The organism is Kitasatospora sp. NPDC059160 (assembly GCF_042755465.1).
Taxonomy (GTDB): domain Bacteria; phylum Actinomycetota; class Actinomycetes; order Streptomycetales; family Streptomycetaceae; genus Kitasatospora.
This window is the reverse complement of record NZ_JBHZCN010000126.1, coordinates 1-26,480: the sequence shown is the minus strand read 5'-3', so window position 1 is coordinate 26,480 and position 26,480 is coordinate 1. Positions and strand designations below refer to the sequence as shown.

Annotated in this window: 24 protein-coding genes; 13 read left to right on the top strand and 11 right to left on the bottom strand. The window is 73.7% G+C overall.

The features are described 5' to 3' along the window. The first annotated feature begins 855 nt into the window (after positions 1 to 855). The gene (locus tag ACFXOZ_RS36515; RefSeq protein WP_375894504.1) at positions 856 to 1,053 is read left to right on the top strand and encodes a hypothetical protein; all 198 of its coding nucleotides are present in this window, start codon (positions 856 to 858) and stop codon (positions 1,051 to 1,053) included. Between the two features lie 92 nt (positions 1,054 to 1,145). Here the strand turns inward: ACFXOZ_RS36515 and ACFXOZ_RS36510 are convergent, their stop codons facing one another. Continuing rightward, complete coding sequence (locus ACFXOZ_RS36510; protein ID WP_380594200.1) at positions 1,146 to 1,289, bottom strand: DUF397 domain-containing protein; 144 nt, start codon at positions 1,287 to 1,289, stop codon at positions 1,146 to 1,148. A gap of 329 nt (positions 1,290 to 1,618) precedes the next feature. Between ACFXOZ_RS36510 and ACFXOZ_RS36505 the strand changes: the two genes are divergently transcribed. Continuing rightward, positions 1,619 to 2,269, top strand: coding sequence for a DUF3592 domain-containing protein (locus tag ACFXOZ_RS36505; protein WP_380525194.1), 651 nt, complete (start codon positions 1,619 to 1,621; stop codon positions 2,267 to 2,269). 1 nt (position 2,270) lies between these two features. On the opposite strand, the gene ACFXOZ_RS36500 is transcribed toward ACFXOZ_RS36505, so the two are convergent. From ACFXOZ_RS36500 to ACFXOZ_RS36490, 3 genes are all read right to left on the bottom strand, one after another. Beyond that, positions 2,271 to 2,786, bottom strand: a complete 516-nt coding sequence (locus ACFXOZ_RS36500; protein WP_375894499.1) for a pyridoxamine 5'-phosphate oxidase family protein — start codon at positions 2,784 to 2,786, stop codon at positions 2,271 to 2,273. Positions 2,787 to 2,945: 159 nt separating this feature from the next. After that, positions 2,946 to 3,608, bottom strand: a complete 663-nt coding sequence (locus ACFXOZ_RS36495) for a phosphatase PAP2 family protein (RefSeq protein WP_375894497.1) — start codon at positions 3,606 to 3,608, stop codon at positions 2,946 to 2,948. Beyond that, positions 3,608 to 4,255, bottom strand: coding sequence for a DedA family protein (locus ACFXOZ_RS36490; protein WP_375894613.1), 648 nt, complete (start codon positions 4,253 to 4,255; stop codon positions 3,608 to 3,610). The genes ACFXOZ_RS36495 and ACFXOZ_RS36490 overlap by 1 nt, the downstream gene beginning before the upstream one ends. A gap of 163 nt (positions 4,256 to 4,418) precedes the next feature. On the opposite strand from ACFXOZ_RS36490, the gene ACFXOZ_RS36485 reads away from it, so the two are divergent. From ACFXOZ_RS36485 to ACFXOZ_RS36475, 3 genes are all read left to right on the top strand, one after another. Beyond that, positions 4,419 to 4,889, top strand: a complete 471-nt coding sequence (locus ACFXOZ_RS36485) for a BlaI/MecI/CopY family transcriptional regulator (protein WP_380594195.1) — start codon at positions 4,419 to 4,421, stop codon at positions 4,887 to 4,889. Further along, positions 4,889 to 6,112 (top strand): M48 family metalloprotease, encoded by a 1,224-nt coding sequence (locus ACFXOZ_RS36480; protein WP_380525196.1) that lies wholly within the window; start codon positions 4,889 to 4,891, stop codon positions 6,110 to 6,112. The genes ACFXOZ_RS36485 and ACFXOZ_RS36480 overlap by 1 nt, the downstream gene beginning before the upstream one ends. Positions 6,113 to 6,428: 316 nt before the next feature. Continuing rightward, positions 6,429 to 8,066 (top strand): GAF domain-containing protein, encoded by a 1,638-nt coding sequence (locus ACFXOZ_RS36475; RefSeq protein ID WP_380594193.1) that lies wholly within the window; start codon positions 6,429 to 6,431, stop codon positions 8,064 to 8,066. Here the strand turns inward: ACFXOZ_RS36475 and ACFXOZ_RS36470 are convergent. Beyond that, the gene (locus ACFXOZ_RS36470; RefSeq protein WP_375894490.1) at positions 7,985 to 8,485 is read right to left on the bottom strand and encodes an SsgA family sporulation/cell division regulator; all 501 of its coding nucleotides are present in this window, start codon (positions 8,483 to 8,485) and stop codon (positions 7,985 to 7,987) included. The genes ACFXOZ_RS36475 and ACFXOZ_RS36470 overlap by 82 nt on opposite strands. Before the next feature lie 329 nt (positions 8,486 to 8,814). On the opposite strand from ACFXOZ_RS36470, the gene ACFXOZ_RS36465 reads away from it, so the two are divergent. From ACFXOZ_RS36465 to ACFXOZ_RS36450, 4 genes are all read left to right on the top strand, one after another. After that, a complete protein-coding gene (locus tag ACFXOZ_RS36465; RefSeq protein WP_380525198.1) occupies positions 8,815 to 10,074 on the top strand; it encodes a hypothetical protein in 1,260 nt (419 codons plus the stop codon). A gap of 183 nt (positions 10,075 to 10,257) precedes the next feature. Then, entirely contained in the window at positions 10,258 to 11,640 is a 1,383-nt protein-coding gene (locus tag ACFXOZ_RS36460; RefSeq protein WP_380594197.1) for a TerD family protein, read from the top strand. A 161-nt stretch (positions 11,641 to 11,801) separates the two neighbouring features. Beyond that, positions 11,802 to 12,767 (top strand): SGNH/GDSL hydrolase family protein, encoded by a 966-nt coding sequence (locus ACFXOZ_RS36455; RefSeq protein WP_380594191.1) that lies wholly within the window; start codon positions 11,802 to 11,804, stop codon positions 12,765 to 12,767. 58 nt (positions 12,768 to 12,825) lie between these two features. Beyond that, a complete protein-coding gene (locus ACFXOZ_RS36450) occupies positions 12,826 to 13,314 on the top strand; it encodes a GNAT family N-acetyltransferase (RefSeq protein ID WP_375894482.1) in 489 nt (162 codons plus the stop codon). Positions 13,315 to 13,325: 11 nt separating this feature from the next. Here the strand turns inward: ACFXOZ_RS36450 and ACFXOZ_RS36445 are convergent, their stop codons facing one another. Further along, on the bottom strand, positions 13,326 to 14,027 hold the full coding sequence (locus ACFXOZ_RS36445) for an RraA family protein (protein ID WP_375894479.1): 702 nt from the start codon (positions 14,025 to 14,027) through the stop codon (positions 13,326 to 13,328). 149 nt (positions 14,028 to 14,176) lie between these two features. Here ACFXOZ_RS36445 and ACFXOZ_RS36440 point away from each other — a divergent pair, with 149 nt between their 5' ends. Beyond that, complete coding sequence (locus ACFXOZ_RS36440) at positions 14,177 to 14,776, top strand: Uma2 family endonuclease (RefSeq protein WP_380594188.1); 600 nt, start codon at positions 14,177 to 14,179, stop codon at positions 14,774 to 14,776. Positions 14,777 to 14,836: 60 nt separating this feature from the next. Here ACFXOZ_RS36440 and ACFXOZ_RS36435 read toward each other — a convergent pair whose 3' ends face one another. Further along, the gene (locus ACFXOZ_RS36435) at positions 14,837 to 15,766 is read right to left on the bottom strand and encodes a proline dehydrogenase family protein (RefSeq protein WP_375894476.1); all 930 of its coding nucleotides are present in this window, start codon (positions 15,764 to 15,766) and stop codon (positions 14,837 to 14,839) included. A 157-nt stretch (positions 15,767 to 15,923) separates the two neighbouring features. Next, positions 15,924 to 17,552 carry an L-glutamate gamma-semialdehyde dehydrogenase gene (gene pruA, locus ACFXOZ_RS36430; RefSeq protein ID WP_375894473.1) on the bottom strand — a complete coding sequence of 543 codons (1,629 nt, stop codon included), beginning with the start codon at positions 17,550 to 17,552 and terminating at the stop codon, positions 15,924 to 15,926. A 358-nt stretch (positions 17,553 to 17,910) separates the two neighbouring features. Here pruA and ACFXOZ_RS36425 point away from each other — a divergent pair, with 358 nt between their 5' ends. Further along, positions 17,911 to 19,512 (top strand): PucR family transcriptional regulator, encoded by a 1,602-nt coding sequence (locus tag ACFXOZ_RS36425; RefSeq protein ID WP_380525202.1) that lies wholly within the window; start codon positions 17,911 to 17,913, stop codon positions 19,510 to 19,512. Positions 19,513 to 19,542: 30 nt separating this feature from the next. Here ACFXOZ_RS36425 and ACFXOZ_RS36420 read toward each other — a convergent pair whose 3' ends face one another. Together ACFXOZ_RS36420 and ACFXOZ_RS36415 are read right to left on the bottom strand one after the other, a co-directional pair. After that, positions 19,543 to 21,042 (bottom strand): alkaline phosphatase PhoX, encoded by a 1,500-nt coding sequence (locus ACFXOZ_RS36420; RefSeq protein WP_375894467.1) that lies wholly within the window; start codon positions 21,040 to 21,042, stop codon positions 19,543 to 19,545. Between the two features lie 205 nt (positions 21,043 to 21,247). Beyond that, positions 21,248 to 22,465: a hypothetical protein gene (locus ACFXOZ_RS36415; protein WP_380594186.1), complete on the bottom strand. Its 1,218-nt coding sequence runs from the start codon at positions 22,463 to 22,465 to the stop codon at positions 21,248 to 21,250. 136 nt (positions 22,466 to 22,601) lie between these two features. Here ACFXOZ_RS36415 and ACFXOZ_RS36410 point away from each other — a divergent pair, with 136 nt between their 5' ends. Continuing rightward, on the top strand, positions 22,602 to 23,060 hold the full coding sequence (locus tag ACFXOZ_RS36410; RefSeq protein WP_375894462.1) for a VOC family protein: 459 nt from the start codon (positions 22,602 to 22,604) through the stop codon (positions 23,058 to 23,060). Positions 23,061 to 23,121: 61 nt separating this feature from the next. Here the strand turns inward: ACFXOZ_RS36410 and ACFXOZ_RS36405 are convergent, their stop codons facing one another. After that, complete coding sequence (locus ACFXOZ_RS36405; protein WP_380594184.1) at positions 23,122 to 24,774, bottom strand: hypothetical protein; 1,653 nt, start codon at positions 24,772 to 24,774, stop codon at positions 23,122 to 23,124. Positions 24,775 to 25,101: 327 nt separating this feature from the next. Here ACFXOZ_RS36405 and ACFXOZ_RS36400 point away from each other — a divergent pair, with 327 nt between their 5' ends. Next, complete coding sequence (locus ACFXOZ_RS36400; RefSeq protein WP_380525205.1) at positions 25,102 to 26,433, top strand: MFS transporter; 1,332 nt, start codon at positions 25,102 to 25,104, stop codon at positions 26,431 to 26,433. The last annotated feature ends 47 nt before the right edge of the window (positions 26,434 to 26,480 follow it).

The following is a 26,480-nucleotide window of genomic DNA, read 5'->3' as shown; positions in this document are numbered from 1 at the left end:
CGGCCCCATTCGTCGTTCGTCAGATCACCCCGCCCCATGCCGGGCACAACGAGCCCGGCATGGAGAAGTCACATGATCCGCCGGACAGAACCTAGTCGTCAACTCGTCTGCCCCCGGGCCGGGTCGGAGCACCGGAACACCGGCGCCCCGACCCGGCCCGTTCGCTACCGCGTTCCCATGACCGCCCCCAGGCCCCACCACTGCCGCTTCGTCCACCGCGAACTCTCCCGCCAGCTCCCGGAGTTCGACCCCCAGGCAACCAGCCTCTCACCCAGCGGCAAGAGCCTCCGACCCGCCCTCGCCCAACCCTGGGACACCCTCGGCGCCCCCCCCGACCGGCACCACCGAGGTCCACTACGCCGCCGCCATCGTCGCCAACAACCACGGCCCCGCCATCGACGCCTTCGGCACGTTCTGGGGCCGGTACTACGGCGGCAAGGGCAAGGGCTCACAAGTGCGAGCCTTACGCCACCCGGTACGACGATCCCGCGGATCTGGTCGCGGTCGACAAGTACATGCGGAAGTACATCAGGGAGAACAGACGCCCACTCAACAGTCCGGTCCCGATCGAAGATATCCTCGGACCCGACGGCCACAAACGCTTCACCGGTTTCTACAAGGATCCGCAGGATCCGAGCCGCTACCTGCCAGTGGACTTCGAAGGCGGGGAAATCGCTACCTTCTACGAACCCGATGCACATGGAAAGCGGCATCTGGTCACCTCCTACGCCAACCCGGCAGCGGGAAAGTATCCATAAGGACGTCATGGAACCTGAACTCGCCGGATTCATGCGGCATTACCTCAATGTCGAGATGGCCTTCTCCTACATGGATCGCTTGAAGAGAACCATCAGTATGTCGAACCCCATATGGGGTGAAGAACTCCAGAAGTGGTTCACTCAACTCTTCGCCGAGCGGGATCTCACCCGGGGTGAGTACTGCGAACTCACCTGGGTCGAGTTCGAGACCGAGGAGGAGATGTACGACTACCTGACGAAGGTCCACGCCTACCTCTTCCTCGACACCGAGGAAGCCCCGATCCCACCCGATTGAGGTTTCGTCGTTGCGGGCGGCTCCGGCCCCGCCGGAGCCGCCCGCGCTCCGAACCAGCCGAGTTCGCCGGCCCTGATGCCCGCGACGAGGCCCTACCAGGCCTCGAGGGTGAGCTGGAGGTTCGGGCCGCCCTTGTCCTTCGAGTCGCGGATCACGATCCCCGAGGTCAGCCGCTGCGCCTCCACACAGGCCCCACCCTGCTCGCTGCTGCTGCTTGAGCATGCCGATCGACCGATCGTGGCAGGTGCAGCACTTGTGGGTACCCGCCGTCGGCGAGACCGTCACCATGACGGCCGCCGAGTTGTAGATCGCCACGCCGGGGGCGCCCCTCGTCCTGGCCGAAGTCATCGAGGTGAAGGGCGACTTGGCCACCCGCTCTTACCGGGGCGTCCTCCGCGGCCGCCTGTCGGTGCCGACGATGATGACCGGGAAGTCGGACCGGCCGACTTCCTACTCCCATCGGGAGCACGCGACGGCGTCATCGACGAGCCTGAGCCCCCGCCCGAGGGGCGGAAGGATCCGGGCGTAGCGTTCCACCCCGGCGCATCGAGGAGCGGGGGTAGCAGTGGCGGGGAAGAGGACGAGACGCGGGACGGTCGCGCTGGCGGGTGCGCTGGTGGCGGCGGTGCCGGTCGGGACGTTCGGGCTGGTGGCGGTGAGTACGTACATCGGTTTCGGTACGGCGTCGCTGCTCGGGTTGGTGGTCGGGGTGGCCTGGGTCGTGGGCGTGGTCCGGCTGCTCGGGGCGGCGTTGGGCTGCTGGATGGCGGCGTTCGGCGCGGTCCTGTGGCTCCTCGCGCTGGGGTCGGTGGCGTCGGCCCGGGATTCGGTGATCCTGAGCACGTCGGGGGTGACCGCCACCGCCCGCGTCACGGCGGTGCACGACCGCCCACAGGGCAAGCAGCCGAGCTCGTCGTACGAGGTCGCCGACGAGAACGGCGTACCGATCCCGAACGGCATGGTGTCCGCGGGCCTGCACTCGCACGCGGTCGGCGACCGGCTCACCGTCCGCTACGACCCCAGGGGTGTCGCGGAGGCACGCCTCCCGGAGAACGTCGACTTCCTCAGGGACGGGGCCGTCGCCCTCGGCCTCAACGCCGTCCTGCTGGCGGGCACGGCCGGTCTCGGGGTGTCGGTGGTCCGCAACGGCCGCCCGCGCCGGGTGCCGTACCGGCGCGGGCTCGTCATCGGCGGCAGCCCGCGGGACGGGCGGTGAGCTACTCCCGCACCACCCGGGCCCGCAGGTAGTTGCGCCGTCCGAAGTTGGGCTCGTCGACCGCCGTGAGGTCCTCGACCTGGAACCGGTACAGCGCCGCCGCGCCGCCCCCGGTGAGGTACTGCCGCCGGACCTCCTCGTCCTGGGCGAAGGCCGGGTACCGCCCCTGGTAGGCCGCCAGGGCGGCTTCCGCCTGGTGCCCCCAGGCCTCGCCCGCGCTGCCGGTCAGCTGGAGTCCGCGCAGTTGCTCGCCGAAGGCGGGCGGCGGCAGGAAGACGGTGGCGGCGGCCCGGGCCTCCTCGGCGAGGTGGTGGCTGTGCCGGGTGGAGCGCTCGCTGACGAAGTAGAGGACGAGGTCCTCGTCGTAGGCGAAGAAGGCGAGGTTGGCGTGCGGTCCGTGCTCGTGGCCGGCGGTGGCGAGGGTGAGCACCATGGCCTCGGCGAGCAGTCCTTCGACGCCCTTGTGCAGCAGGTCGCCCGGCCAGTCCCCCTGCGTGACGTCGAGTCGGTACGGCATTCGGCACTCCCTCCGCTGGCGCCCGGTGCCTTCGCGCCCCGAGCACGACTGAGCCGGGCGGGCGCCCCCGTCAGGGGCCGCACGCCCGGCTCACATGCTCCACCCGCCGTCCGAAACCGGACAAGGGGCGGGCCGCTCACGAAATGGGTTCTACGGGTTCTACTGCGCGCGGTGCGAGGCGTACCCGCGGGTCACCACCGGCACCGTGCCGGGGCCGAGGAGGGGGCGCAGCGCGCCCGACCGCATCCTGTCGACGAGCGGTCCGCAGCGTCCGGCCAGCGGGGCCAGCACCAGCGCGACCAGGGTGCCGACGAGGGCGCCGACCGCCACGTCGTGGGGGTAGTGCACGCCGACCCAGACCCGGGAGGCGGCCATCAGGGCCGCGAAGACGGTGGCGACGACGCCGAGCCGGCGGCTGACGAACCAGAGCGAGATCGCGGCGGCGAAGGCGATCACCGAGTGGTTGCTGGGGAAGGACCAGTCCCCGGCGGCGGGGCAGGTCTCCAGCGAGACGCTGCCCTTGATCTGCGCGCACGGCCGGAGTTCCTCGACCATGCCCTTGAGCACGGAGTTGAGGCCGTACGCGACGACCACGATCACCGGGGAGGCGAGCACCTTGGCCATCACCGCGGAGTCGGCGCCGCGCGCACGCCACCAGGCGTACAGCATGAACAGGGCGAACAGGCCGAGGCCGATCGCGGACCAGACCTTGATCACGTCGTCCAGCCAGGTCGGGGCGGACTGCGCCCACTTGTTCACCTGGGTGTAGAGGCCGCCGTCGATGCCACTGCCGTCGTACACGGCGAGAGCCCGAGAGGACATCACACGTCACCTCCGTGACGGCGCGCCTTACGGGCGCGGAACAGTTCGAGAACAATGGGGAGCACGGAGACAACTACTACCAGACCGATGATCGGCAGCAGATACTGGTCGATCCCGGGAATCGAGGACCCGAGCCCGTACCCGGCCAGCACCACGCCGACGGTCCAGACCGCACCGCCCGCGACCTGCCAGAAGGTGAACGAGCGGACCGGCACTTCGAGTACGCCGCAGAGCGGATTCAGCACCGTACGGACCACCGGGATGAACCGGGCCAGCACGATCGCCTTGCCGTGGCCGTACTTGGCCAGCAGTTCCTCGGCCCGCGCCGCGCCCTCCAGCAGGCTCTTGCGCTTGGTGCGGCTCAGCAGTGCCCGGCCGCCGCGCCGGCCGATCAGGTAGCCGACCTGGGCCCCGGCCAGCGCCCCGATCAGGGCGGCGGGGAGCACCTGCCACAGGTGCAGCTGCGGGCCCTTGGTGGCGCCGGGCACGCAGAGCAGGCCCGCGGTGAACAGCAGCGAGTCGCCGGGCAGGAAGAAGCCCACCAGCAGGCCGGTCTCGGCGAACAGCACCACGGCGATGCCGAACGCCCCGAAGGCGGCGAGCAGCGAGGAGGCGTCCAGCGGGTTCACGGCGAGGTGGGTGCCCATCGCGAGGTGAACGGCCGGATCGGCGGGGAACTGGAGCAAGGCTGGCGGACCTCCCGTACGTTGGGGGGCGGTCGCCGCGACGCGCGGCGGACCCGCCCGGGACCGTCTACAGTGACGTAGACGGTCTACATGACTGTAGACGAAAGCTGGAGGAAGCGCCGCCATGTCCGACGTACCGTCCGCCCGCCGGCCCGCCGGGGAGCTGGAGTCCGAGGTGCTGGCCGCCCTGTGGTCGGCCCGGCAGCCGATGACCCCGCAGGACGTCCAGACGGCGCTCGGCGGGGACCTCGCCCGCACCACCATCGCGACGATCCTGGCCCGGCTGCACGACAAGGGGACGGTCGAACGCACCCGGGCCGGCCGCGCCTACGCCTACACCCCGACCGTCCAGGACACGGCGGGCCTCGCCGCCCGCCGGATGCACACCGAGCTCGGCCGCGAGGCCGACCGCTCCACCGTGCTCGCCCGCTTCGTCTCCGACCTCTCCGCCGAGGACGAGCAGTTGCTGCGCGCCCTGCTCGGCGACGGCAGCGACGGCAGCGACGGCAGCGATGTCGGGGTCGAGGACGGCAGACCCGGACCGGTGAGCGGCCCCCGACCGACGGGCGGCCCCGGATCGGCGGGCGCCCCGTGATGATCGCCGTCTGGGCGCCGCTGCTGCTGCCCTTCCTGACCGTCCCGCTGGCCCGCCGGCTCGCCGAGTCGCTGCCGCCCCGGGCCGCCGCCTGGCTGCTGGCCGGCACCGCCACCGTCCTGGCCGGCGGCACCCTCTGCTCACTCGGACTGCTCGCCACCGCCGGCCTGCTCCAGCTGCCCCCGGTCGCCGCCCTCGGCCACCTCTCGCTGCCCTGGCTCACCGCCGCCGCGCCCAGCGCCCCGCTCGCCGCAGCGGTGGCCGGCCTCGCCCTGGCCGCGCTCGGCGCCCTCGCCGTACGGACGACCCGCCGCCGGTGCCTGGAACTGCGCACCGCCCGGGCCGCACTGCCCGCCCCGGGCGCCGCCTGCGCCCCCGGGCCGGGCGACGAGGCAGACGCCGCATCGCACACCGCGACGCGCGCTGAGACGGACGCCGACCAGCATCCGGACACGCGCCCCCGGCAAGCCCCGATGCGCTGGGCGCGCGCCCAGCGCGGACCCCAGGACCCCGCCCTGCACCCCGCCGGACGCCCCTCCCCGCGCCTCGCACGCCGCCCCGCCGGACGCCCCGCCCTGGCGGCCTGGCGGCAGGCCCTGGCCCGGCTCCGGCACCCCGCCGACCACCCGCTCACCGTGCTGGACGACGAGCGCGCCGACGCCTTCGCCCTCCCCGGCCGCCTGCGCCGCCCCGGCCGGACCGGCGAACCCGGCCGGATCGTGGTCACCTCCGGAATGCTGCGCGCCCTCAGCGGGCCCGAGCGCTCCGCCCTGCTCGCCCACGAGCGCGCCCACCTGACCGGCCGGCACCACGTCTTCCTCGCCCTCGCCGAGCACGCCGCCGACGTCCACCCGGCGCTCCGCCCACTGCGCGCGCCCCTCGGGTACCACCTGGAGCGCTGGGCCGACGAGGTGGCCGCCGCCCGGATCGGCGACCGTGCCGTGACCGCCCGCGCGGTCGGCCGGGCCGCCCTCGCCGCGAGCCGCTCGCCCTGGCCGGCCCGGCCCCGGCTGGTCGCCGCCGCCCACTCCGGCCCGGTCCCGCGACGGGTCGCGGCCCTCCTCCAGCCCCGCCCTTCCACCGCCCCGGCCACCCGGCTGCGGGCCGTCGCACTGGCGCTGGCCGCCTGCCTGGCCCTGACCACCGGCGCCACCCTGGAGGCCACCGCCGACCTCCACCACACCGTCGAGGCCGCCCAGCACGAACCCGGTACGGAGCGCTAGCCGCCCCCGGACGGGCGCTGCCGGCCGACCTCGAAAAGGCGCCGGACGGGCGCCGGAAGCGCTCCGAACGATCGCCGAACGGGCGCCGAACCATCGCCCGACCATCGCCGAACGGGCGCCGGACGATCGCCGAAAGGACACCGCAAGAGCACGGGAAGGGCGCCGAACGAACGCCCGCCGGGCGCCCCCCGCCGTTTCCGTACCGCCCGGTATGCGGACTTGGTGGACCCCGTCCCCACGCGCCCGTCGCACCCGTACTCTTTCGTCAGCGCGTCGACCCCGGCGCGTCCTCGAACGGCGGCGAGGAGCAACCCGAGTGCGGCAGACCGGACGGCAGTCCCGACGACCAGAGCGCCGCACCCCGCCGACCGCGGCGGAGCTGGCCAGGGTCCACGAACGCACCCTCGCCGACGCCGCCGCCCGCGAACTCGTCCTCCCCGAGAGCCCCGGGCCCGGTACGCCCGGCCGGCTCGAACCCCGCCCCGAGATCGGCGACTCCTGGGCGAGGCTGCGCCGCCTCGGCCTCGACCCCGACACCGGTGCCTCCACCGTCCTGCTCGGCCCCGCCGAGCTGGAGCAGCGCCGCCGGTCCAGCGGCCTCGACAACGTCATGCCGGTGCTGCGCGAGACCCTGTTGGAGCCGGTGGGCCAGGCACCGCTGATCCTCGCCATCGCCGACGCCGAGGGCCACGTGCTCTGGCAGGAGGGCGAACGCGGCCTGCGCCGCAGCGCCGACCGGATCGGCTTCGTCACCGGTGCCCGCTGGATCGAGGAGACCGTCGGCACCAACGGCATCGGAGTCGCGCTGCGCGCCCAGCGCCCGATGCACGTCCACTCCGCCGAGCACTACCTGCGCAGCCACCACACCTGGACCTGCGTGGCCGCCCCCGTGCACGACCCGACCACCGGCCGGCTGGTCGGCGCCATCAACCTCAGCGGCCCGGCCCACAACGTCCGCCCGTACCTGCTCCAGCTCACCGCCACCGCCGCCCGGCTCGCCGAGACCGAGCTGCGCGCCCACCGCCTGGAGGCGCTGAACCGGCTGCGCACCCTGGCCGCCCCGCTGCTCGCCCGGGTCGGCGGACCGGCCCTGGTGGTGGACGCGGCCGGCTGGACCGCCGCCTCGGCCGGGCTGCCGCCGCAGAGCCGGCTGCGCATCCCCAGCGAGGGCTGGGTCCCGGCCGCCGTGCACTGGGTGCCGGGGCTGGGCGAGTGCGTACTGGAACCGCTCGCGGACGGCTGGCTGGTGCGGCCCGTCCGCCCGACCGGGGCGGACGGCTCCGGCACGGTGACCGCCGAGCGCGCCGAGGGCGCCCGGCTCCGGCTCGACCTGCGGCGACCGGACCGCCCCGAGCTGTCCGTCCGGGGCGCGGCCGACAGCTGGTCGCACCCGGTCAGCCCGCGCCATGCCGAGCTCCTGCTGCTGCTCGCCACCGCCCGCGAGGGCAGTACGGCGGCCCAGTTGGCCGAGGCGCTGTTCGGCGACGCGGGGCGGACGGTGACGGTCCGCGCCGAACTGTCCCGGCTGCGCCGCTACCTGGGCGGCCTGCTGGCCCACCGGCCGTACCGCTTCGCCGACTCGGTGCTGGTCACGGTGGAGGGGCCGGCCGATCCGCTCGACCTGCTGCCCTCCTCCACGGCCCCCGCGGTACGGCGGCTGCGGGCGGAGCTGGTGGCGGGCCTGGTCCGGCTGCCCGGGGCCGCGGCACCCGTGCCGTCACCGCGCCACGGCGCGCGCCCGCCGGTCCCGGGCGACGACCCGGGCGACGACCCCGACGCGCCGTACCCACCGACGGACAGCACCCCCACGAACCACGCATCCACCGGCAGCGCCGTCACCAACACCCCACCCGCAAGCGGCAGTTGCGCCCCTCAGCCGCCCGCGAGCAGCGCGGCCAACTGGGCGTCGGTGGGCCCGCAGTCGCGCTCGGCCTCGGCCGAGACCAGCGCGTAGGTACGGTCCAGCCAGGCCTGCACCCGGGGCCTGGAGGCCTCCAGCAGGGCGCTGCCGTGCGGGGATTCGAGCGCCAGGTGCAGGGTCGAGCCGTGGCAGGGGCAGTACGCCGGCCACAGCTTGACGTCGCCCTGGCCGCTGATCCCCTGGAGGCCGTCGCGCAGCAGGTCGCGGGAGAACACCCAGTCCGCCTCGTCCGGACGCCCCAGGTGAAAGGTCAGCAGCACCTCGTAGGGCCGTACGGCGTCGAAGCGGAACCGGGTGCACACCTCGCCGACCACTTCGTCGCCCAGTGAGATCCGCAGCGTCAGCACCTCCTCCACCGACACCGGAGCGGCGGTGGAGCCACCCCCATCGCCGCCCGTGGGGGTGGCGGCGAGGGGGGCGCTGGAGGCTGCGGACAGCGGGTCGGGCGGCATGACGGTCTCTCCGGGAACGGCGCGGGATGCCATCAGCCTGCGTCACCCGCGACCGGGCGGGCAAGGGTTGCAAGGGGGTTGCAATAACCCCCGCCCGGGCCCGCCGACCCTTACCAGGAATATCAGACGGACCGTCAACTTCCGCTCATCGAACGGATGTCCGGAAAATGGAGGGATACTGTCCGTCGTCCGGCCACCCGCTGGTACGCTCTCCCCCTCCCGGCGCGGGCCCGCCCGCGAGGCCGGCCCGGAACGGCCGGACCGCTGCCCGGCGTGGTGCGTGGGAGAATACGGCGACGCGACGGCGGCTTCGGGGAGGGAGGGGTCCGGTGGCTGTGCGTGGGGAGACCACGCGGGACGTGCAGCACGAACCCGCACGGCAGGGTCGACACGGTCGGCCCCGCCCGTTCGGCGGCCGCTTCCGGCTGCCCACCCTGCGCTTCTCCGGTGCCGCGATGGCGATGTCCACCGTCGTCGGCATCAGCATCGCCACCACCCTCCTGCTGAACGAGCAGCAGGGCATCGGCCGTCGGGCCGGCGTCGCCCGGGTCGGCACCACCCCGCCGCCCAGCCCGAGCGGTACGGACCAGGCCGAGGCCGCCTCCGAGCGGACCACGGACACCCCTCCCCCGCCCTCCGGCCACCCGCACGCCCCGAAGCCCTCCGGCCACCCGTCGACGCACCCGTCCGGCCCGGCCAACGCCGCCGCCACGCCGCCGTCAGGGCTGCGGGCCGGAACGGCCGCCCCGGTCGCACCGCCGGCCGGCGGGCAGGCCTCCGCCGGGCACGACCCGCGCCCCTCGGCCGACACCCCGGCCGACGGCTCCTCCCCCTCCGCCCAGCCGCCCACGGCCGCCGACCCGTCCGCCCCGGCCCCCGGGCAGCCGGGCACCGGGCAGACGGCCCCCGGGCAGCCGGGCACCGGACGACCGGACGTCGGCGCAGCCGGTACGGGCGAGTCCCCGCACCCGCCCGCGCTCCAGCCGGCCAAGCCCGGCCGCCCGCTCCCGCCGCCGGCCGCCGTCGTCCCCGGAAACGCCGCCGGCACCGACGGCACTGGCGCCGCCGACGGCAGCACCGACGGCACCGCCCCGGACACCGACCAGGCCCTGACCGGCACCGGGCTGACCACCGCCCTCGGCCGCGACGGCCTCCGGCACGCGCTCGACCTCACCGTGACCGAACCGGTCACCGCACTGCAGGCCGAATTCCGGCTCGCCGCAGGCGAGTTGGCCCCCGGCACCGGAACCGTCTGGACCGACCTGCCGGGCGCCGTGGTGACCACCCAGCAGGAACGCGGCACCCTGGTCTACCGCTTCACCACCCCGCCCGGCACCGACGTCGAGCCCGGCCGCTACAGCTTCGTCGTACGCGGCACCCGCCCGGCCGTCCAGGCCGGTCCGGTGCGCAAGTCGGGCCCGCAGGAGGGCTGGAACGCCGCTGCCTTCGGCATCGACCGCCCCCGGGCGGTCGCCGCGCTCGGCGGCTTCGGCCCCTCGGCGCCGCAGGCCGACCAGCGGGCCGCCCAGCAGCCCACCCGGCAGCCCGCGCCGCAGGACGCCCAGCAGCCGGTGGGCCAGGTCCGCTGACCTCCCCCCCGGCTGATCCACTGACCTCCCCTCGGCCGATCCGATCGTCCGACGATCGGCCAGCTCACCGGGCTCTTCCCCGCACCCCCGTTCGTTACTGTGTGCAGCACCCGGCCCGACGCCCCCAGCGGCCCCGGCCCGGGCCGTCGTTCCGCACCCGAGGAGGAGTCCTTGTCCACCGTCCTGACTCAAGGCGGCAACGCACCGCTGACCGCCGCGCGGGTGACCGTCGAGGTCACCGCGCCCAAGGCGCTGGACGTCTCCGGCCTGCTGCTGACCGACGCCGGCAAGGTCCGCTCGGACGCCGACTTCGTCTTCTTCAACGCCCCGCACGGCCCGGGCGTGAGCCTGCGCCCGGCCGCCGCCGGAGCACCGGACGCGATCACCGTCGACACCCCGGCCGTCCCGGCCGACATTAGCAAGGTCGTGGTCACCGCCAGCCCGGCCGACCAGTCCGCCACCTTCGCCGGGATCGAGCCCACCGCCACCGTCCGGGACGCCGACACCGGTGCCGTCCTGGCCACCTTCACCCCGCCCCGGCTGGGCCTGGAGACCGCGCTCATCGTGGTCGAGATCTACCGGCGCAACGGGGTCTGGAAGGTGCGCGCGGTCGGCCAGGGGTACGCGGACGGGCTGGCGGGCATCGCCACCGACTTCGGCGTCACCGTCGACGACTCCCCGGCACCGGCACCGCAGGCGGCACCGACCCCGGCACCGCAGCCTGCGCCGACCCCCGCCCCGCAGCCGAGCGCGCCGACCCTCCAGATGCACTCCCCGGCCGACCTTCCGCTGCCGCCCGTCCCGCCCGTCCCGCCGGTGCCCCCGGCCCCGCCCGTGCCCCCGGCGCCGCCGGCTCCCTCGGTCGACCCCCGGATCGCCCTGGCCACCCTCCCGTCCATGCCCGCCGCACCCCCGGAGCCCCCGGCCCAGGCCCAGGCCCAGGCCCCGGCCCCGGCAGCGACGCCCGCCCCCGACCCCACCGAGCGCCCCAAGGTCACCCTCGACAAGGGCCGGGTCAACCTGGTCAAGGGCAGCTCCGTCTCCCTGGTGAAGAACGGCCGCCCCTTCCTCTCCTCGGTCCGGATGGCTCTCGGCTGGGAGTCCGCCGCCCGCGGCCGTGACATCGACCTGGACGCCTCCTGCCTGGCCTTCGACGCGAAGCACCGGCGCCTGGAGACGGCCTGGTTCATGAAGCTGAGCATCTTCAACGGCGCGATCGCCCACTCCGGCGACAACCTGGTCGGCGGTGACGGCGGCGACGACGAGGCGCTCACCGTCCACCTGGAGGGCCTGTCGGCCGAGGTCCACGCGCTGGTGTTCGTGGTCAACTCCTTCTCCGGCCAGAAGTTCACCGAGCTGCGGAACGCCTACTGCCGCCTGGTGGACGTCCGCACCGAGGAGGAACTGGTCCGCTTCGACCTGACCCACTCCGAGCCGCGTACCGGCGTGGTGATGTGCAAGCTGGTCCGCCGCCCAACCGGCGAGTGGGAGATGACGGCGCTCGGCGAGTTCGTCGACGGCAAGACCGCCCGGGCGATGATCGAACCCTCCGCCGCCCTCCTCTGATCCCGACCGCATCGCTCAACGTCAAAGCCACGCCAGCGATTTCACCCCCTTGGGGCATCAAGTCGTCCACGGATCGACTCGATTGACTCTCCGGGGGGTGATTCGCGCTCTCCCCCGTGACCGCGCACCCGCACCACCCGCGCACCCGTGGAGGAGAGACCGTGCCCCGCTTCCCGTCCCGCCTCGCCGTCGCCGGCGCCGCCGTCGCCCTCACCGCCGGCCTGATCACCCCCGGCGCGGCTCACGCCGGGACCAAGCCCGCCACCCGGACCGGCCCGCTCAAGTGGGCCGCCCTCGGCGACTCCTACACCGCGGGCGTCATCGAGGCCACCGGCGACCTCACCGCGCCCCAGGACGGCTGCGCCCGCACCACCGGCTCCTACCCCGAGCTGATCCGCCGCGACCTCGGCGCACTGGTCGACCTCCACAACGCCAGCTGCAGCGGCGCCACCAGCCCGGACGTCTCCACGAACAAGCAGAGCCCGCTCGGCCGCCCGCTCCCGCCCTTCGGCAGCGACCCCGACGCGCCGTACCCGCCCGTCCCGCCGCAGATCGACGTCGTCGACCCGGCCAGCGACGTGATCACCGTGAGCACCGGCGGCAACGACCTCGGCTTCGGGCAGATCCTCAAGGACTGCATCGAACTCGGCGCCACCCACCTCGGCCTGGGCACGCCCTGCAAGGACAAGTACGACGCCCAGATCCCCGGCCGGCTCGACCAGCTGCGCACCGACTACACCGCCATGCTCACCGCCCTCCGGACGAAGGCCCCGTCCGCCCGGGTCGTCACCGTCGGCTACCCGCACCTGATCCCCGAGGACGCCGCCCGCTGCCAGTACGGCAGCCTGCTGCAGTTCGGCACCTTCACCCCCGGCGACCTCGGCTGGGCCCGCGACAGCATCCTCAAGCCGCTCAACCTGGCCATCCAGCAGACGAGTTCGGCCCAGCAGGACACCTACGTCGACCTCTACCCCGGCTCCGCCGGACACAGCGTCTGCGACCCCGACCACTGGCTGGACGGCGTGCTGACCAGCATCATCCCGCTCAAGTACGCGCTGGTGCACCCCAACGCCAAGGGCCAGAAGTTCGCCGCCGCCCAGGTCGAGTCCACCCTTCTCGGCAACTGACCGGCGCCGGGCGGGAAAACCAGTGGCACGGCCCACCACCGGGGATCATCCTGGTCGGATGATCATCCGCGAAGCCACCCCCGAGGACTGGTCGGCCATCTGGCCGTTCTTCCGCACCATCGTCGCCGCCGGCGAGACCTTCCCCTACCCCCTGGACATGCCCTCCGAGCTGGGTCGGGAGTGGTGGATGAAAACCGCCCCCGACCGCACCGTGGTCGCCGTCGACGAGGACGGCACGGTCCTCGGCACCGCCACCATGAACCGCAACCGCCCCGGCAACGGCGGGCACGTGGCCAGCGCCAGCTACATGGTCGACCCGGCGCACCACGGCAAGGGCATCGGGCGGGCCCTGGTCGAGTACACCCTCGACTGGGCCCGCGGGGCGGGCTTCCGCGCCATGCAGTTCAACGCGGTGGTCGCCAACAACGACCACGCCGTCAAGCTGTACCGCTCGCTGGGCTTCGAGGTGGTCGGCACCGTCCCCGAGGCCTTCCACCACCCGGTCGACGGCTACGTCGGCCTGCACGTCATGTACCGCCCGCTGTAACCACGGGGGCCCTACTCCTCGATCGCCCCGCCGACCCGCCGCAGGTGCTGCCGGAAGCTGTACGACGGGTCGGCGGCCCGCCGCTCCAGGAACTCCTCGAAGCGGGTCTGCCTCCGCAGGGTGTCCCCGGCCGTGATCCGCCCGGCCTGCGCCCGTTCGGTGGCGGCGATCCCGGCGGCCGTCTCCAGCACCTCCCCGGCCCGGTCGGCCGGCACGAACAGCACCCCGTCCGCGTCCGCGAACACCACGTCCCCGGCGGTCACCAGGTGCGGCCCGAACCGCGCCGACTCCAGCGCCTCCGGCTCCCGGCCGTCCAGCCGCAGCGGGCCCACCGGCAGCGCGCCGTAGCTGAACACCGGCAGCCCGATCTCCACCAGCTCGGGCGTGTCCCGGTGCAGCCCCCACACCACGATCCCGGCCACCCCGGCGGCCCGCGCCTCCAGCACCGCGAGGTCCCCGATGCAGGCCTCGTCGGTCCGCCCGCCGTTGTCGATCACCAGCACGTCCCCGTCCAGCGCGCCTCCGTACGCCTCCAGGAACACGTCCACGCTCCCGTAGTGCCGCACCGGCAGCACCCGCCCCGCCACCCGCGCCCCGGCCACCACCGCCCCCACCCCCACCGGCGCCGCCCGCACCCCCACCCCGAGCCGCACACACGCATCCGCCACCAACGGCGTCGACAACCCCTCGAACTCCTCGAACCCCTTGGACATCCCCAACTCCTACCGCTGAAAGCCAAGTTGACCAGTACCGGAATCCTATGCCGGACCTCAAACTCACACCATCGAGTGAAAGTCCGCCGTGTACTGCATAACCCGACCGAAGGGCGAATAGCGTGACGCCCATCCGAAGGAGGGGCATCATGAGTGCTGTGGCGCATGAGCAACCGATCACGAACTCCCCGTCGCAGGCCGACATCCTGCTGGAGAGCTTCCTGAGCCTGCACTCCCCCGAAGGCTTCCGGGCTGAGCTCATCGAGGGGGAGATCATCGTGGCACCACCGCCGGACGGCAGGCACGAGTACTACTTCGACCTGCTGATCGACGAGGTGAAGGCGAAGTCAGCAGTCCGTATGCAAGGTTCCGGCAACAAGGGGCTTCGATTGGCCAGGGGTGGTCTCTGCCCCAAGAACTACGTCATCCCGGACCTGACCTTCGCTCCGAGGGAACTCGACATCTTTTGGGACGCCCCGCCCTGGATGGACCCGGACGGGCTCGCGATGGTCGCCGAGATCACCTCCAGCAAGCCGGACCAGGACCGCATCGCCAAGCGCCACTGCTACGCCCGGGCCGGCATCCCGCTGTACCTCCTCATCGACCGCGAGAAATCGCAGGTCAGCCTCTTCGGCAAGCCCCACCGGGACGAGTACACCGAAGTCCACCTGGCCGCCTTCGGTGAGCCGCTCGCCCTCCCCGCCCCGTTCGACTTCGAGCTGGACACCAAGTACTTCCTCCGCCCATAGCCAAACGGAACGGCCCGCACCCCCCGTCAGGGGTGCGGGCCGTTCATCCTGCCGCCAGGGTCAGCTACGGGTGGCCATGGCGCGCAGGAAGAAGGTGAGGTTGGCCGGGCGCTCGGCGAGGCGGCGCATGAAGTAGCCGTACCACTCCTGGCCGTACGGGAGGTAGACCCGCATGGTGTTGCCCTCCTCCGCGAGGCGCAGCTGCTCCTCGGGGCGGATGCCGAACAGCATCTGGTACTCGAAGGAGTCCCGGGTGCGGTTGTTCCACTGGGCCAGCTGGCCGGCGATCTTGATCATGTTGGGGTCGTGCGAGGCGATCATCGGGTAGCCCTCGCCGGCCATCAGGATCTTGAGCGCGCGGACGTACGCGAGGTCGACCTCGTGCTTGCCCTGGAAGGCGACCGACTCGGGCTCCTTGTAGGCGCCCTTGCACAGGCGCACCCGGGAGCCGGGGCCGGAGAACTCGCGGCAGTCGGCCTCGGTGCGGCGCAGGTAGGCCTGGAGGACGACGCCCAGCCAGGGGAAGTCCGCCCGCAGCTCGCGCGCGATGGCGAGGGTGGAGTCGGTGGTGGTGTGGTCCTCCATGTCGAGGGTCACCGTGGTGCCCGCGTCGGCGGCGGCCTCGCAGATGCGGCGGGCGTTCTCCAGCGCGATCTTCTCGCCGTCCACCGGCAGGAACTGGCCGACGGCCGACAGCTTGACGGACACCTCGGCACCGGCCGCGAGGCCGGTCTCCTTGAGGGCCTTGAGCAGGTGCTCGTACGCCTCGGCGGTGCCGGCGGCCTGGGCGGCGTCCTTGGTGTCCTCGCCGAGGTGGTCGAGGGTGACCTTGCGGCCGGTCGCGACCAGGTCGTCGGTCGCGGTCACGGCGTCGTCGAGGACGTCACCGGCGACGAAGCGCTCGACTATCGCGTGGGTCGGGGGGAACTTCTCGACCACGGTGCGGACCTGGGGGGACCGCGAGGCCGCGAGAAGGGCGGAACGGAGCATCGTGACTCCTGGAGCTGATGTTTCCAAGGGTGGCAGAAAGAGCCGGGGCGGCGGTACGGGGGTGAGCCGCCGCCCCGGCGGGGCGGCGCCCGGCTGCGGGGCCGGGCGTCGCGGGTGACCGTTGGCTACGGGGCGCAGAGCGGTCGGGGTGGGCTGGTCAGCCCATGTGCGGGTAGCGGTAGTCGGTCGGCGGGACGAAGGTCTCCTTGACCGAGCGGGTCGACGTCCAGCGGGCCAGGTTCTGCTTGGCGCCGGCCTTGTCGTTGGTGCCGGAGGCGCGGCCGCCGCCGAAGGGCTGCTGGCCGACGACGGCGCCGGTGGGCTTGTCGTTGATGTAGAAGTTGCCGGCGGCGAAGCGCAGCTTGTGCATCGCGTCCTGGGCCGCGGCGCGGTCCTGGGCGATGATGGCGCCGGTCAGGCCGTAGGCGGAGACGGACTCCATCTGGGCCAGCATCTCCTCGTACTTCTCGTCCTCGTAGACGTACACGGCGAGGATCGGGCCGAAGTACTCCTCGCGGAAGTACTCCGCGGCCGGGTCCTGGCAGACCAGGACGGTCGGGCGGACGAAGTAGCCGACCGAGTCGTCGTAGCTGCCACCGGCGAGGACCTCGACGGAGGCGTCGGCGTGGGCGCGGTCGATGGCGGCCTTGTTCTTGGCGAAGGCGCGCTCGTCGATGACGGCCGACATGAAGTTGGACAGGTCGCTGACGTCGCCCATGGTGAGGCCGTCGACCTCGGCGGCGAACTCGTCCTTGAGGCCGGCCCAGATCGAGGCCGGGACGTAGGCGCGGGAGAGCGCCGAGCACTTCTGGCCCTGGAACTCGAAGGCGCCGCGGGTCATCGCGGTCTTCAGCACGGCCGGGTCGGCGGACGGGTGGGCGACCAGGAAGTCCTTGCCGCCGGTCTCGCCGACGATCCGCGGGTAGGTGCGGTAGCCGGCGATGTTCTCGCCGACGGAACGCCACAGGTGCTGGAAGGTGGCGGTGGAGCCGGTGAAGTGGATGCCGGCCAGCGCGGGGTGCTTGAGCGCGACGGCGGAGACGTCCAGGCCGTCGCCGGTCACCATGTTGATGACGCCCTTGGGCAGGCCGGCCTCCTCCAGCAGCTGCATCAGCAGGTGCGCGGAGTACTGCTGGGTGGGGGACGGCTTCCACAGCACCACGTTGCCCATCAGCGCGGGCGCGGTCGGCAGGTTGCCGGCGATCGCGGTGAAGTTGAACGGGGTGATCGCGTAGACGAAGCCCTCCAGCGGGCGGTGGTCGCTGCGGTTCCACACGCCGTCCGAGGAGACCGGCTGCTCGGCCATGATCTGGCGGGCGAAGTGCACGTTGAAGCGCAGGAAGTCGACCAGCTCGCAGGGGGTGTCGATCTCGGCCTGCTGGGCGGTCTTGGACTGGCCGAGCATGGTGGCGGCGGCCAGGGTCTCGCGCCAGGGGCCGGCCAGCAGGTCGGCGGCCTTGAGGAAGATCGCGGCGCGCGAGTCGAAGGAGAGCGCCTGCCAGGCCGGGGCAGCGGCCAGGGCAGTGTCGATGGCTTCCTGCGCGTCGGCCTGGGTGGCGTTGCGCAGGGTGCCGAGCCGAGCCGCGTGGTTGTGCGGCTGGACGACGTGGATCTCGGTGCCGCCGCCCATCCGGCGCTCACCGTTGATCGTCATGGTCAGCTGGACCGGCTCCTGGCCGCCCAGCTCCTTCAGCTTGGCCTCCAGGCGAGCCCGTTCGGGGCTGCCGGGGGCGTAGCTGTGGACCGGCTCGTTCACCGGCGCGGGGACCTGGGTCACAGCGTCCATGAGGCGCACGCTCTCCTTCGTTGCAATGCGGGGGAAGGCCTGCGCGGGTCACGCACGGGCCACAGCACGAACGCTATTCCTGGCTGCCCGGCCACTTGATTGGCCGGGCGGCTAAATTCCCCCGTACGGCGTTGTCCGGACCGACGAAAGCGATCACACAACGGTCACGACAGCCCCATCCGCCCTACCCGCCCCACCGGCACCACCCTCAGGACCACTCTCGGCACCACCCTCGGGACCACGCCCGGCACCACCCCCGGCCGGACGCCCCGGCCGGAACCGTTGGCCGGTCCCGGCGCTGTCCAACCGGCTAAAATCAACCGCACACCGTTGTCCGAGCGGATGAAGGAGGCCCGGCGTGACCACCCCCGGGCTCCCGCTCCGCCAGCTGCTGATGTCCCTGGGCGAACCCCTGGTCGAACTCCAGGCCGCCCCCCAGGGCCTGGACGTCCCCGTCCGCGACGTCGCGATCCTCGACCCAGAGGACCCGCCGACCGCCTCCCCCGGCGAACTCGTGCTCGCCATCGGCGCCCGCGGCCGCGCTGCCCTCCCCGCCCTGCGCGCGGCCGGCCGGGCCGGCGCCGCCGCCGTCGCGGTCAAGCTGGACGCCCCCGGCCAGGCCGACGCCCTGCGCGAGGCCGCCACCGACGCGGGCGTCGCCCTGCTGTCGGTGCGCCGGGAGACCCGCTGGGAGCACCTGGACTCGCTGGCCCGGGCGATCATCGCCGGTCCCGACGCCCCGGCCTCCCCCGGCGCCCCCGAACCCAACGCGGGCGACCTCTTCTCCCTCGCCCAGACCGTCGCCGTGCTCACCGACGGCATCGTCTCGATCGAGGACACCTCCAGCCGGGTCCTCGCCTACTCCCGCTCCTCCGACTCCGACGAGGTCGACGACCTGCGCCGGCTCTCCATCCTCGGCTGGCAGGGCCCCGAGCCGTACCTCTCCAAGCTCCGCGAGTGGGGCATCTTCCAGCACCTGCGCAGCTCGGACACCCCGATCGCGGTCGAACCGCACCCCGAACTCGGCCTGCGCCGCCGCCTGGCGGTCGGCATCCGGGCCGGCGCGCAGCCGCTCGGCACCATCTGGGTGCAGGAGGGCGCCCAGCCGCTGGCCGCCCACGCCGAGCAGGCCCTGGTCGGCGCTGCCCGGGTCGCGGCCGCCCAACTGGTGCGCCGCCGACGCGAGTTGTCCGCCGACGTCCGGCTCACCCAGACCCTGCTGACCGGACTGCTGGAGGGCTCCACCGGCCCCCAGTCGCTGGCCACCCACCTCGGCCTGGACCTGCGCCGCCCGGCCACCGTGCTCGCGTACGGGGCCCGCACCACCGAGGCGCTGCACCGCTCCGACGTCACCGGCCTGATCTCGGTGCACACCGCCGCCCGGCACCGCGCCGCACTGCTCGCCCCGATCGAGTCCCGGGTCTACGTGCTGCTGCCCGAGCTCCCGCCCGGCCTGCCGATGACCACCGTGCGCGACTGGGCGGCCGAGGTGGTCACCGCCGCCCGGGAGCACCTCGGCGTCCCGCTGCGCGCCGCGATCGGCTCGACCGTCGACGGCCTGTCCCAGGTGCCGGACTCCCGCGCCCAGGCCGACCGCATCCTGGACGCGATGGGCCGCGGCGGGGTCGACCTCGACGTCGCGGCGCTGATCGACGTCCAGGCCGAGGTGCTGGTCAGCGAGGTGCTCGCACTGCTCCAGGACCGCACCGGCCTGCGCGACCCGCGGCTCACCGCGCTCACCGCGTACGACCGCCGCCACCACACCCGGCTCGCCGAGTCGGTGCTCGCCTGGCTGGACGCGCTCGGCGAGGTCCGGGTCGCCGCCGACGCCCTGCACATCCACCCCAACACCCTGCGCTACCGGGTGCGCCGCGCCGAGCAGTTGACCGGCATCGACCTCGCCCAGCCGCAGCAGCGGCTGCTGGCGATGCTGCAACTGCGGCTGCCCGCGGACGAGTAGTCCGCGGGCAGCCGTCTGACTGATGATCCGTCAGGCTCCGTACCCCTGGCCGCGCTTGTGCTCGTTCAGCCGGCGCCACGGCCCGCTGATCGCCAGCTGGATGCCCGGCTCCTGGATGTTGGCGAAGAGGGTCCGGCCGTCGTCCGAGAAGGTCACCCCGGTGAACTCGCTGAACTCGGGCTTGGCCGCGCTGCCGATGTTCAGCTCGTTGCGGGCGATCGGGTAGACCAGCCCGTCCTCGGTGGCGCCGAACAGGTGCGAGATCCCGTTGCCGTCCTCGGCGATCACGATGCCGCCGTACGGCGAGACGGTGATGTTGTCCGGGCCGTCGTAGTTGTCGTGGTCGCCCAGGACGTCGTCGTTGACGCCCAGCAGCACCTTGAGGGTGATGGTGCGACGCGCCGGGTTGTAGAACCACACCTGGCCGTCGTGCTGCAGCGGGCTCTCCGAACGGGCGTAGCTGGAGACGAAGTAGAAGCCGCCGTCACCCCACCACATGCCCTCCAGCTTGCGGGCCCGGGTGACCTCGCCCTCCTTGAACTGCTTGCGCACCGAGACGGTCCGGGCGTCGCGGTCCTGCACCTTGACCCAGTCGGCGCCGTAGACGGTGCCGACCTTGGTGGCCCGGGAGAGGTCGTCGACGAACCTGCCCTGGGCGTCGAAGACCTTGAAGGCCTCCAGCACGCCGGCGTCGGCGGCGAGCTTGCGCAGCTGGTACCGGCCGTGCCGGAAGCCGGCCGGCGGGGTCCAGCGGAACAGCAGGCCGTTCGGGTTGGAGGCGTCCTCGGTGAGGTACACGTGACCGCGCTTCGGGTCCACGACCACGGCCTCGTGGGCGTACCGGCCGAAGGCCTTCACCGGCTGCGGGTCGCGGTTGTAGTCGTCGTCGAAGGGGTCGACCTCGAAGACGTAGCCGTGGTCCTTGGTGAAGCCGTTCTTGCCGGCCTTGTCCTCGGTCTCCTCGCCGGACAGCCAGGTGCCCCACGGGGTCACCCCGCCCGCGCAGTTGGTGGCGGTGCCGGCGATGCCGACCCACTGCTCGACCGAGCCGTCCCGCTTGGCGTGCACGATCGTGCAGCCGCCGGCCGCGCCCGGATCGTAGACGTGCCCCTCGGTCAGCGGCACCGGGTGCGGCCAGTTGGCCCGGGCGCCGGACAGCTCGTGGTTGACCACCATCAGGTTGCCGCCGCGCTCGTCCTCGAAGGCGGACGTGCCGTCGTGGTTGCTCGGGGTGAACTCGCCGGTGCGCAGCCGGGTCTGCCCGGCCCGGTTGAGCACCTTGTACGAGAAGCCCGCGGGCAGCGAGAGCAGCCCGGCCGGGTCCGGCACCAGCGGGCCGTAGCCGATCGCGGCGCCGCCCGCCGCGTTGGTCCCGGCCGCACCGGCCGCGGCGGCGACCGGGGCCTCGCCGCCGACCGGCGCGGCGATCGCACCGGGGGCGCTGGCCAGCGCCTCGGCACCGCCGGCGATCAGCACGCCGGCCCCGACGAGGGTGGAACGGTTGACGAAGTCCCGACGGGACAGCGACATGGCAGCAACTCCTGGGGGGGGTGTACGGGCGTCGAGGCAGGTCGTCGACGCCCAGCAGACTCCGCCGCAGGGGTGAACCCGGCATGACGCCCACCGCACGACGAGGCGACCATTTGCCAACCGATGACCGACACATGACCCGCGCTTTACCGAACGCGGGTCAGCCGTGTCCGGATCGGTCGAGCGCACGTCGGTCGAACGCGGGTCAGCCCCGCCCGGTCCGCCACTGCTCCCAGGCCGCCAGCCACAGCTGCTCCACCAGCCGGTGCTCCTCCGGCGTGCCCGACCCGGCCGTCCCCGGCCGCTCCCGCCACAGCTGCTCCCAGGCCCGCTGCGCCGGCAGGCTCGCCACCTCGCTGGCGAACACGGTGTACCGGACCACCTCCTCGACCGCCGCCTCGCCCTGCGGCGTCCCGATCAGCCAGTGCGTCTGCTGGGACAGCCGGTTGAGGTGGTTGACCATCGAGGTCACCGCCGCCGCGGCCTCCTCCCGGGTCTCCGTGGCGAGCCGCATCTGCTGGCGCACGGCCGCCTCCCAGCGCACCGCGCAGACGTCCCCGCGCAGCCCGCGCGGCAGCCGCGGCGTCCGCCCGACCCGCACCTGCGCCTCGATCGCGGCGGCCTCCGCGATGCTCTGGGCGATCAGCTCCCGGTGCGCCTCCAGCCCCGCGACGGTCGGCAGTTCACGCTCCTCGACCGGGACGTAGCGGGCCCGGCGGGAGGCCAGGTCGCGCAGCAGCTCGGTGCGCCCGCGCAGGTAGCAGTCGAAGTCCCCGATCCCGGCGAGCTCCACCCCGCCGGGGGGCAGCCCGCGCCCGCACACCGTGACGGCCTGCCCGTCGACCCGCAACCGGACGGCCCACACCGGCCCGGCGACCTCCGGCCCGCCCGAGGCCGCGCCGGCTGCCGCACCGCCCGGGGCCCCGCCGACCACCGCCCCGCCGGGCACCGGCCGGTCCTCGTGCACCTCCACCGCGCAGGGCTCACCGTCCACGGTGATCCACTCCCGCAGCGTCCGCACCCGGCCCGGCCCGTCGCCCTCGTCCACGCCCAACTGCTCGTAGACGCGGTCCCGTTCGTCCTCGACCACGTCCTCCAGCTCGGGCAGCACCTCACAGCCGTCGGCCCCCGGCCGGTACGTCCGCACGGTCACGTACGGCCCGGCCGCGGTGGTCCAGTCACCGCACTGCACCTCGACCCAGCGCAGTTCACCGCCGCAGGTCTCGAAGGCCGCGAGCGCCTCGCCCCGGCCGGGCGGCCCGGCCACGCCGTACACCGGAAAGTCCACCGTGGCGAGGGTCCGGCGGGAGAAGTCCTCCTGGCCGGCGAAGCGCTCCGGCCCGCCCGACCGCTCCGGCCCCGACCGCTCGACGTTCCACTCCTGGGGCCTTCCGCCGCTCTCCCGCACCATCCTCTGCCGCACCCCCGAGTCCTCGCGCCCGCACCGCTGACGCCACTTTACGTGCCGGGAGCTGCCGGGTCATCAGCTCCGCTGCCGTACGGGGGCGGTGGCCGTGTCCGTCGGCCACGATGTCAGCAGCCCTCCCTACGCTGGCGGCATGACAGCACAGAACGACGCAGCCCAGCCCGCCTTCCCCGCCCGGATCAGCATCGTCACCCTCGGCGTCTCCGACCTCGACCGCAGCGCCCGGTTCTACCAGGACCTCGGCTGGCGGCGCTCCGCCGCCTCCAGCCCGGAGATCGTCTGGTTCCGCACCTCCGACTCGGTGCTGGGCCTCTTCCCCTCCGAGGAGCTGGCCGCCGACGCGGGCGTACCCGCGACCGGCGAACCCTCCTTCCGCGGCGTCACCCTGGCGGTGAACCTGGAGTCCCCCGCCCTGGTGGACGCCGCGCTGCGCACCGCGGTCGAGGCCGGCGCCGTGGTGGTCAAGCCGCCGGTCCCGACCAGCTGGGGCGGCTACTCCGGCTACTTCGAGGACCCGGACGGGCACCTGTGGGAGCTGGCCCACAACCCGTTCTTCCCCTTCACCGAGGACGGCTCGCTGGACCTCCCGTAGCCCGTCGTCCGCCCCTCCGCCGTCCTCGCCCGCCCCTCCTCAGCCCTTCCTCAGCGCCTCGTCAGCCCTTCGACCGGGCCTTGAAGGCCGCCTTGCGCGCCTCCTTGGCCAGCGCCCGGTCCGTGTGCAGCTCGCCGATCGCCTCCAGGACGTCCGCCGTGTACGGGTGGTCGACCCGCCACAGCTCACCGAACCACGACGCCGGGTCGCCCTTCACCGGCAGGTCGGTGATCAGCTCGCGCAGCAGCGCCGCGTCGCCGCCGCTGTCCAGCAGCTGGGCGGCGAAGGTGTCGACCACCGTCCACAGCGCCATCGTCCGCTCCGGCACCGGCACGTCCGTCGCGCCCAGCGCGGACAGCCAGGCCCGCACCGCACCGCCGAGCTCCGGGTCGTCCAGCACCTCCCGGGCGGCGGGCTCGGCGCCCGCCCCCAGCAGGTTCAGCGCCGAGACGCACAGCATCCGGCGCAGCGGACCGTACGCGTCGTCGCCGCGCGCCGCCGCCAGCAGCTCGCGCGCCGCCGGCTCCGGCTCCCGGCCGGCCACCCAAGCCCGCAGCTCCTCCTCCGGCAGCACGTTGGCCGCCTCGCACACCCCGCGCAGCAGCTCGGCGGCGTCCCCCTGGGCCAGCTCGCCGACCAGCGGGGCGTCGTAGCCGTCCTCCAGCAGCCACTGCCGGATGCCGTACTGGCCGAGCGGGGTGAGCCGGACCAGCCCGAAGCGGGCCGACTCCTCCTCGTCCAGCGGCGCCTCCCCGACGAGGGCGGGCTCCTCGCCCTCCTCCTCGTCGAACAGCTCCGGGTCGATCGGCCGGTACTCCAGCAGGCCCAGCTCGGCGAGGTCGCCCAGCATCGGGTCCAGCGCGACCATCACGTCGGTGATGTCGCCGAGCAGTTCCTCGCTCGGCTCCTCGCCCTCCGGCACCACCAGCAGCGCGGCGAGCACGCCCAGCGGCACCGTCTCGTTGCCCGGGTCGGCGAAGGCGGTGGTCTCGTACAGCACCTGGAGCGCCTCGTCGAGCAGCTCGGCGGCGGCGTCCCGGGCCTCCTCGACCTCGCTCAGGCCGTCCTCGTCGTCCTCGTCCGCGTCGTCCCGGTCCGCCTGGTCCGCCTGGTCCGCCGACACTTCCGCCGCCTCGTCCTGCTCCGGCAGCGAGTCCGCCTCCACCGCCAGTTCCCGGACGATCCCGGCGGCGGTCAGCCACAGCTCCAGGACGGTCTCCGCGTCCCCGCGCTCGGCGGGCTCCAGGTCCGGGCCCGGGACGGCGACGTGCTCGCCCTCCTTGGTCGTGCCCAGCTCCACCAGGTCCAGGTCGCAGGCCAGCGACCAGGCCCGCAGCGCCTCGACCTCGGCCTCCTCCGGCACCTCGCCCTCGGCCGGGGCCAGCCCGAGCAGCCGGGCGACCGGCGCCCGATCTTCCTGGACGAGGTCCCCGAACTCGTCCACCACCCGGTGCGGGGACGCCCAGCGGGCCAGCGCCAGCGCGTAGCCGAACATCGGCACGGCCTTCGCCTGCTCGGCCAGCTCCTGCTCCGCGGGCAGCTTCACCGGCGGCACCAGGATCGCCGCGTCGTCCAGGTCCTCGTCGTCCAGACCGTGCACGGCGAACGCCCCGTAGAGGTCCTGGAGCTCCAGGTCCGCGGGCAGGACCGCCTCGGCCGCGCCCTCTCCGGCCGAAGCCCCCGCCCCCGTGTTCTTCCGACGTCGTCCGGCCATCGTCGTGTGCTCTCCCTCAGCCAGCGGTCAGCTCGAACAGCTCCGCGTGTCGATCTACCACCTCAGCGTATAGGCCGGGCACCCCCGATGCCCGGCCTCACAGGGCGCGCAAAGGGGCGCGCGCCGCTTCCACGCGCCCACCCCTTATCCTTCGCTTTGGCACCGCGCACAACCCCGCGCGGGCCACCGGGCAACGAAGCCCCTTCTCTCAGCTCACCCGCTCCACCAGGGAGCCCCGCACCGCGGCCACCACCACAGCGCCTCAGGACGGGCGCGCCGGCACACCCAGCCGACCCCGGTGGCGCCCGGCCACAGGAGACCCCTGCCATGGCGGACCTCTCCCCCGCCGGCTCCGTGCTGCGCACCGCGCAGCTCGACGGACGCCGACTGTCGGAGGCCCTGCTCCCCCTGGAGCTCGCGCCCCGCGCCCAGCTCCAGCTCGCCGCGATCAGCCGCTGGAACGCGCTGCGCGGCATACGCGTCGGCCTGGTCGCCGGCGCCCTGCTGCTGATGCTGATCGGTGCCAACCTGGCGACGCCGATCTACCCGCTCCTCCAGCAGCGCCTCGGCCTCGGACCGCTCGACACCACGATCCTCTTCACGATCTACGTGTTCGCGCTGCTCCCCGTGCTGGCCGTGGTCGGCCACTGGTCCGACCACCTCGGCCGCCGCGCCCTGATCCTGCCCGCCGTCGCCCTGGCCGCCGCCGGCGACCTCGTCTTCGCCACCGCCGGCAGCTTCTGGCAGCTCGCGGTCGGCCGGGCCGTCCAGGGCATCGCCGTCGGCCTGTCCACCGGCGCAGCCGGGGCCGCCCTCGGCGACCTGCTGCCCGACCACCCGGCGCTGGCCCCCAAGCTCACCCTGGCCTGTTCCGCCGGAGGCGTCGCGCTCGGCCCGGTGGTCGGCGCCCTGCTCGCCGGCGGCTCGGACCCGCTGCTGACGCCCTTCCTGCTGCACGCCGTCGCCCTGCTGGCGCTCTGCGTGCCACTGGCCCTGGTCCACCCGCGGATGCCCGGCCGCAACCGCCCGCCGGCCTCCCCGCCCCGGATCACCACCCCGGCCCACCTGCGCCCGCAGCGCCTGCGGCTGCCGCGCACCGGCCGCCGCGAGTTCCTGCTCGCCGCCACCGCGGGCTTCATCTCGTACGGGGTCTTCGGCGTCTACCTGGCTCTCGCCCCTGCCTTCTCCGCCAAGCTGCTGCACACCCCCTCGCACCTGACCGGCGCGATCGTGGCCGCCCTGCTGCTCGGCTCCTCGGCCCTCGCCCAGCTGATCATCCCGCCGACCGCCGACCGTACGGTGATCGCCCTCGGCATGACCGGCCTGGCCGCCGGCCTGGGCCTGGTCGTCGCCGCCGGCTACACCGACACACCCGCGCTGCTCTTCATCGGCAGCGTCCTCGGCGGCGTCTGCCAGGGCGTCGCCTTCCGCTCCCTGTTCACCACCGCCGTCGCCGCGATGAACCCGGAACGCCGGGGCTCCGAACTGAGCTCCCTCTGGATCATCGTCTACCTCGGCAGCTCCGCCCCCGTCATCGCCGTCGGCGCCCTCGTCCAGACCTACGGCCTCCTCCCCGCCGTCAGCGGCTTCGCCACCCTCGCCGCCGTCCTCTGCGCCGCCCTCGCCCTCACCATCGCCCGCAAACCCAAGACGGCCTGACCCCGGCACTGAAAGCGCCGCTGCCCGGGACTTCCCCTCCGGAAGTC

Bases quoted from the DNA above. Each gene is read 5' to 3' on its own strand.
- ACFXOZ_RS36410 (WP_375894462.1), top strand. From the start codon at position 22,602: ATGACAGCACAGAACGACGCAGCCCAGCCCGCCTTCCCCGCCCGGATC.
- ACFXOZ_RS36405 (WP_380594184.1), bottom strand. From the start codon at position 24,774: ATGGCCGGACGACGTCGGAAGAACACGGGGGCGGGGGCTTCGGCCGGA.
- ACFXOZ_RS36485 (WP_380594195.1), top strand. From the start codon at position 4,419: ATGTCCGACGTACCGTCCGCCCGCCGGCCCGCCGGGGAGCTGGAGTCC.
- ACFXOZ_RS36435 (WP_375894476.1), bottom strand. From the start codon at position 15,766: ATGCTCCGTTCCGCCCTTCTCGCGGCCTCGCGGTCCCCCCAGGTCCGC.
- ACFXOZ_RS36490 (WP_375894613.1), bottom strand. From the start codon at position 4,255: ATGGGCACCCACCTCGCCGTGAACCCGCTGGACGCCTCCTCGCTGCTC.
- ACFXOZ_RS36440 (WP_380594188.1), top strand. From the start codon at position 14,177: ATGAGTGCTGTGGCGCATGAGCAACCGATCACGAACTCCCCGTCGCAG.
- ACFXOZ_RS36495 (WP_375894497.1), bottom strand. From the start codon at position 3,608: ATGTCCTCTCGGGCTCTCGCCGTGTACGACGGCAGTGGCATCGACGGC.
- pruA (WP_375894473.1), bottom strand. From the start codon at position 17,552: ATGGACGCTGTGACCCAGGTCCCCGCGCCGGTGAACGAGCCGGTCCAC.
- ACFXOZ_RS36445 (WP_375894479.1), bottom strand. From the start codon at position 14,027: ATGTCCAAGGGGTTCGAGGAGTTCGAGGGGTTGTCGACGCCGTTGGTG.
- ACFXOZ_RS36420 (WP_375894467.1), bottom strand. From the start codon at position 21,042: ATGTCGCTGTCCCGTCGGGACTTCGTCAACCGTTCCACCCTCGTCGGG.
- ACFXOZ_RS36515 (WP_375894504.1), top strand. From the start codon at position 856: ATGTCGAACCCCATATGGGGTGAAGAACTCCAGAAGTGGTTCACTCAA.
- ACFXOZ_RS36500 (WP_375894499.1), bottom strand. From the start codon at position 2,786: ATGCCGTACCGACTCGACGTCACGCAGGGGGACTGGCCGGGCGACCTG.
- ACFXOZ_RS36400 (WP_380525205.1), top strand. From the start codon at position 25,102: ATGGCGGACCTCTCCCCCGCCGGCTCCGTGCTGCGCACCGCGCAGCTC.
- ACFXOZ_RS36450 (WP_375894482.1), top strand. From the start codon at position 12,826: ATGATCATCCGCGAAGCCACCCCCGAGGACTGGTCGGCCATCTGGCCG.
- ACFXOZ_RS36470 (WP_375894490.1), bottom strand. From the start codon at position 8,485: ATGCCGCCCGACCCGCTGTCCGCAGCCTCCAGCGCCCCCCTCGCCGCC.
- ACFXOZ_RS36480 (WP_380525196.1), top strand. From the start codon at position 4,889: ATGATCGCCGTCTGGGCGCCGCTGCTGCTGCCCTTCCTGACCGTCCCG.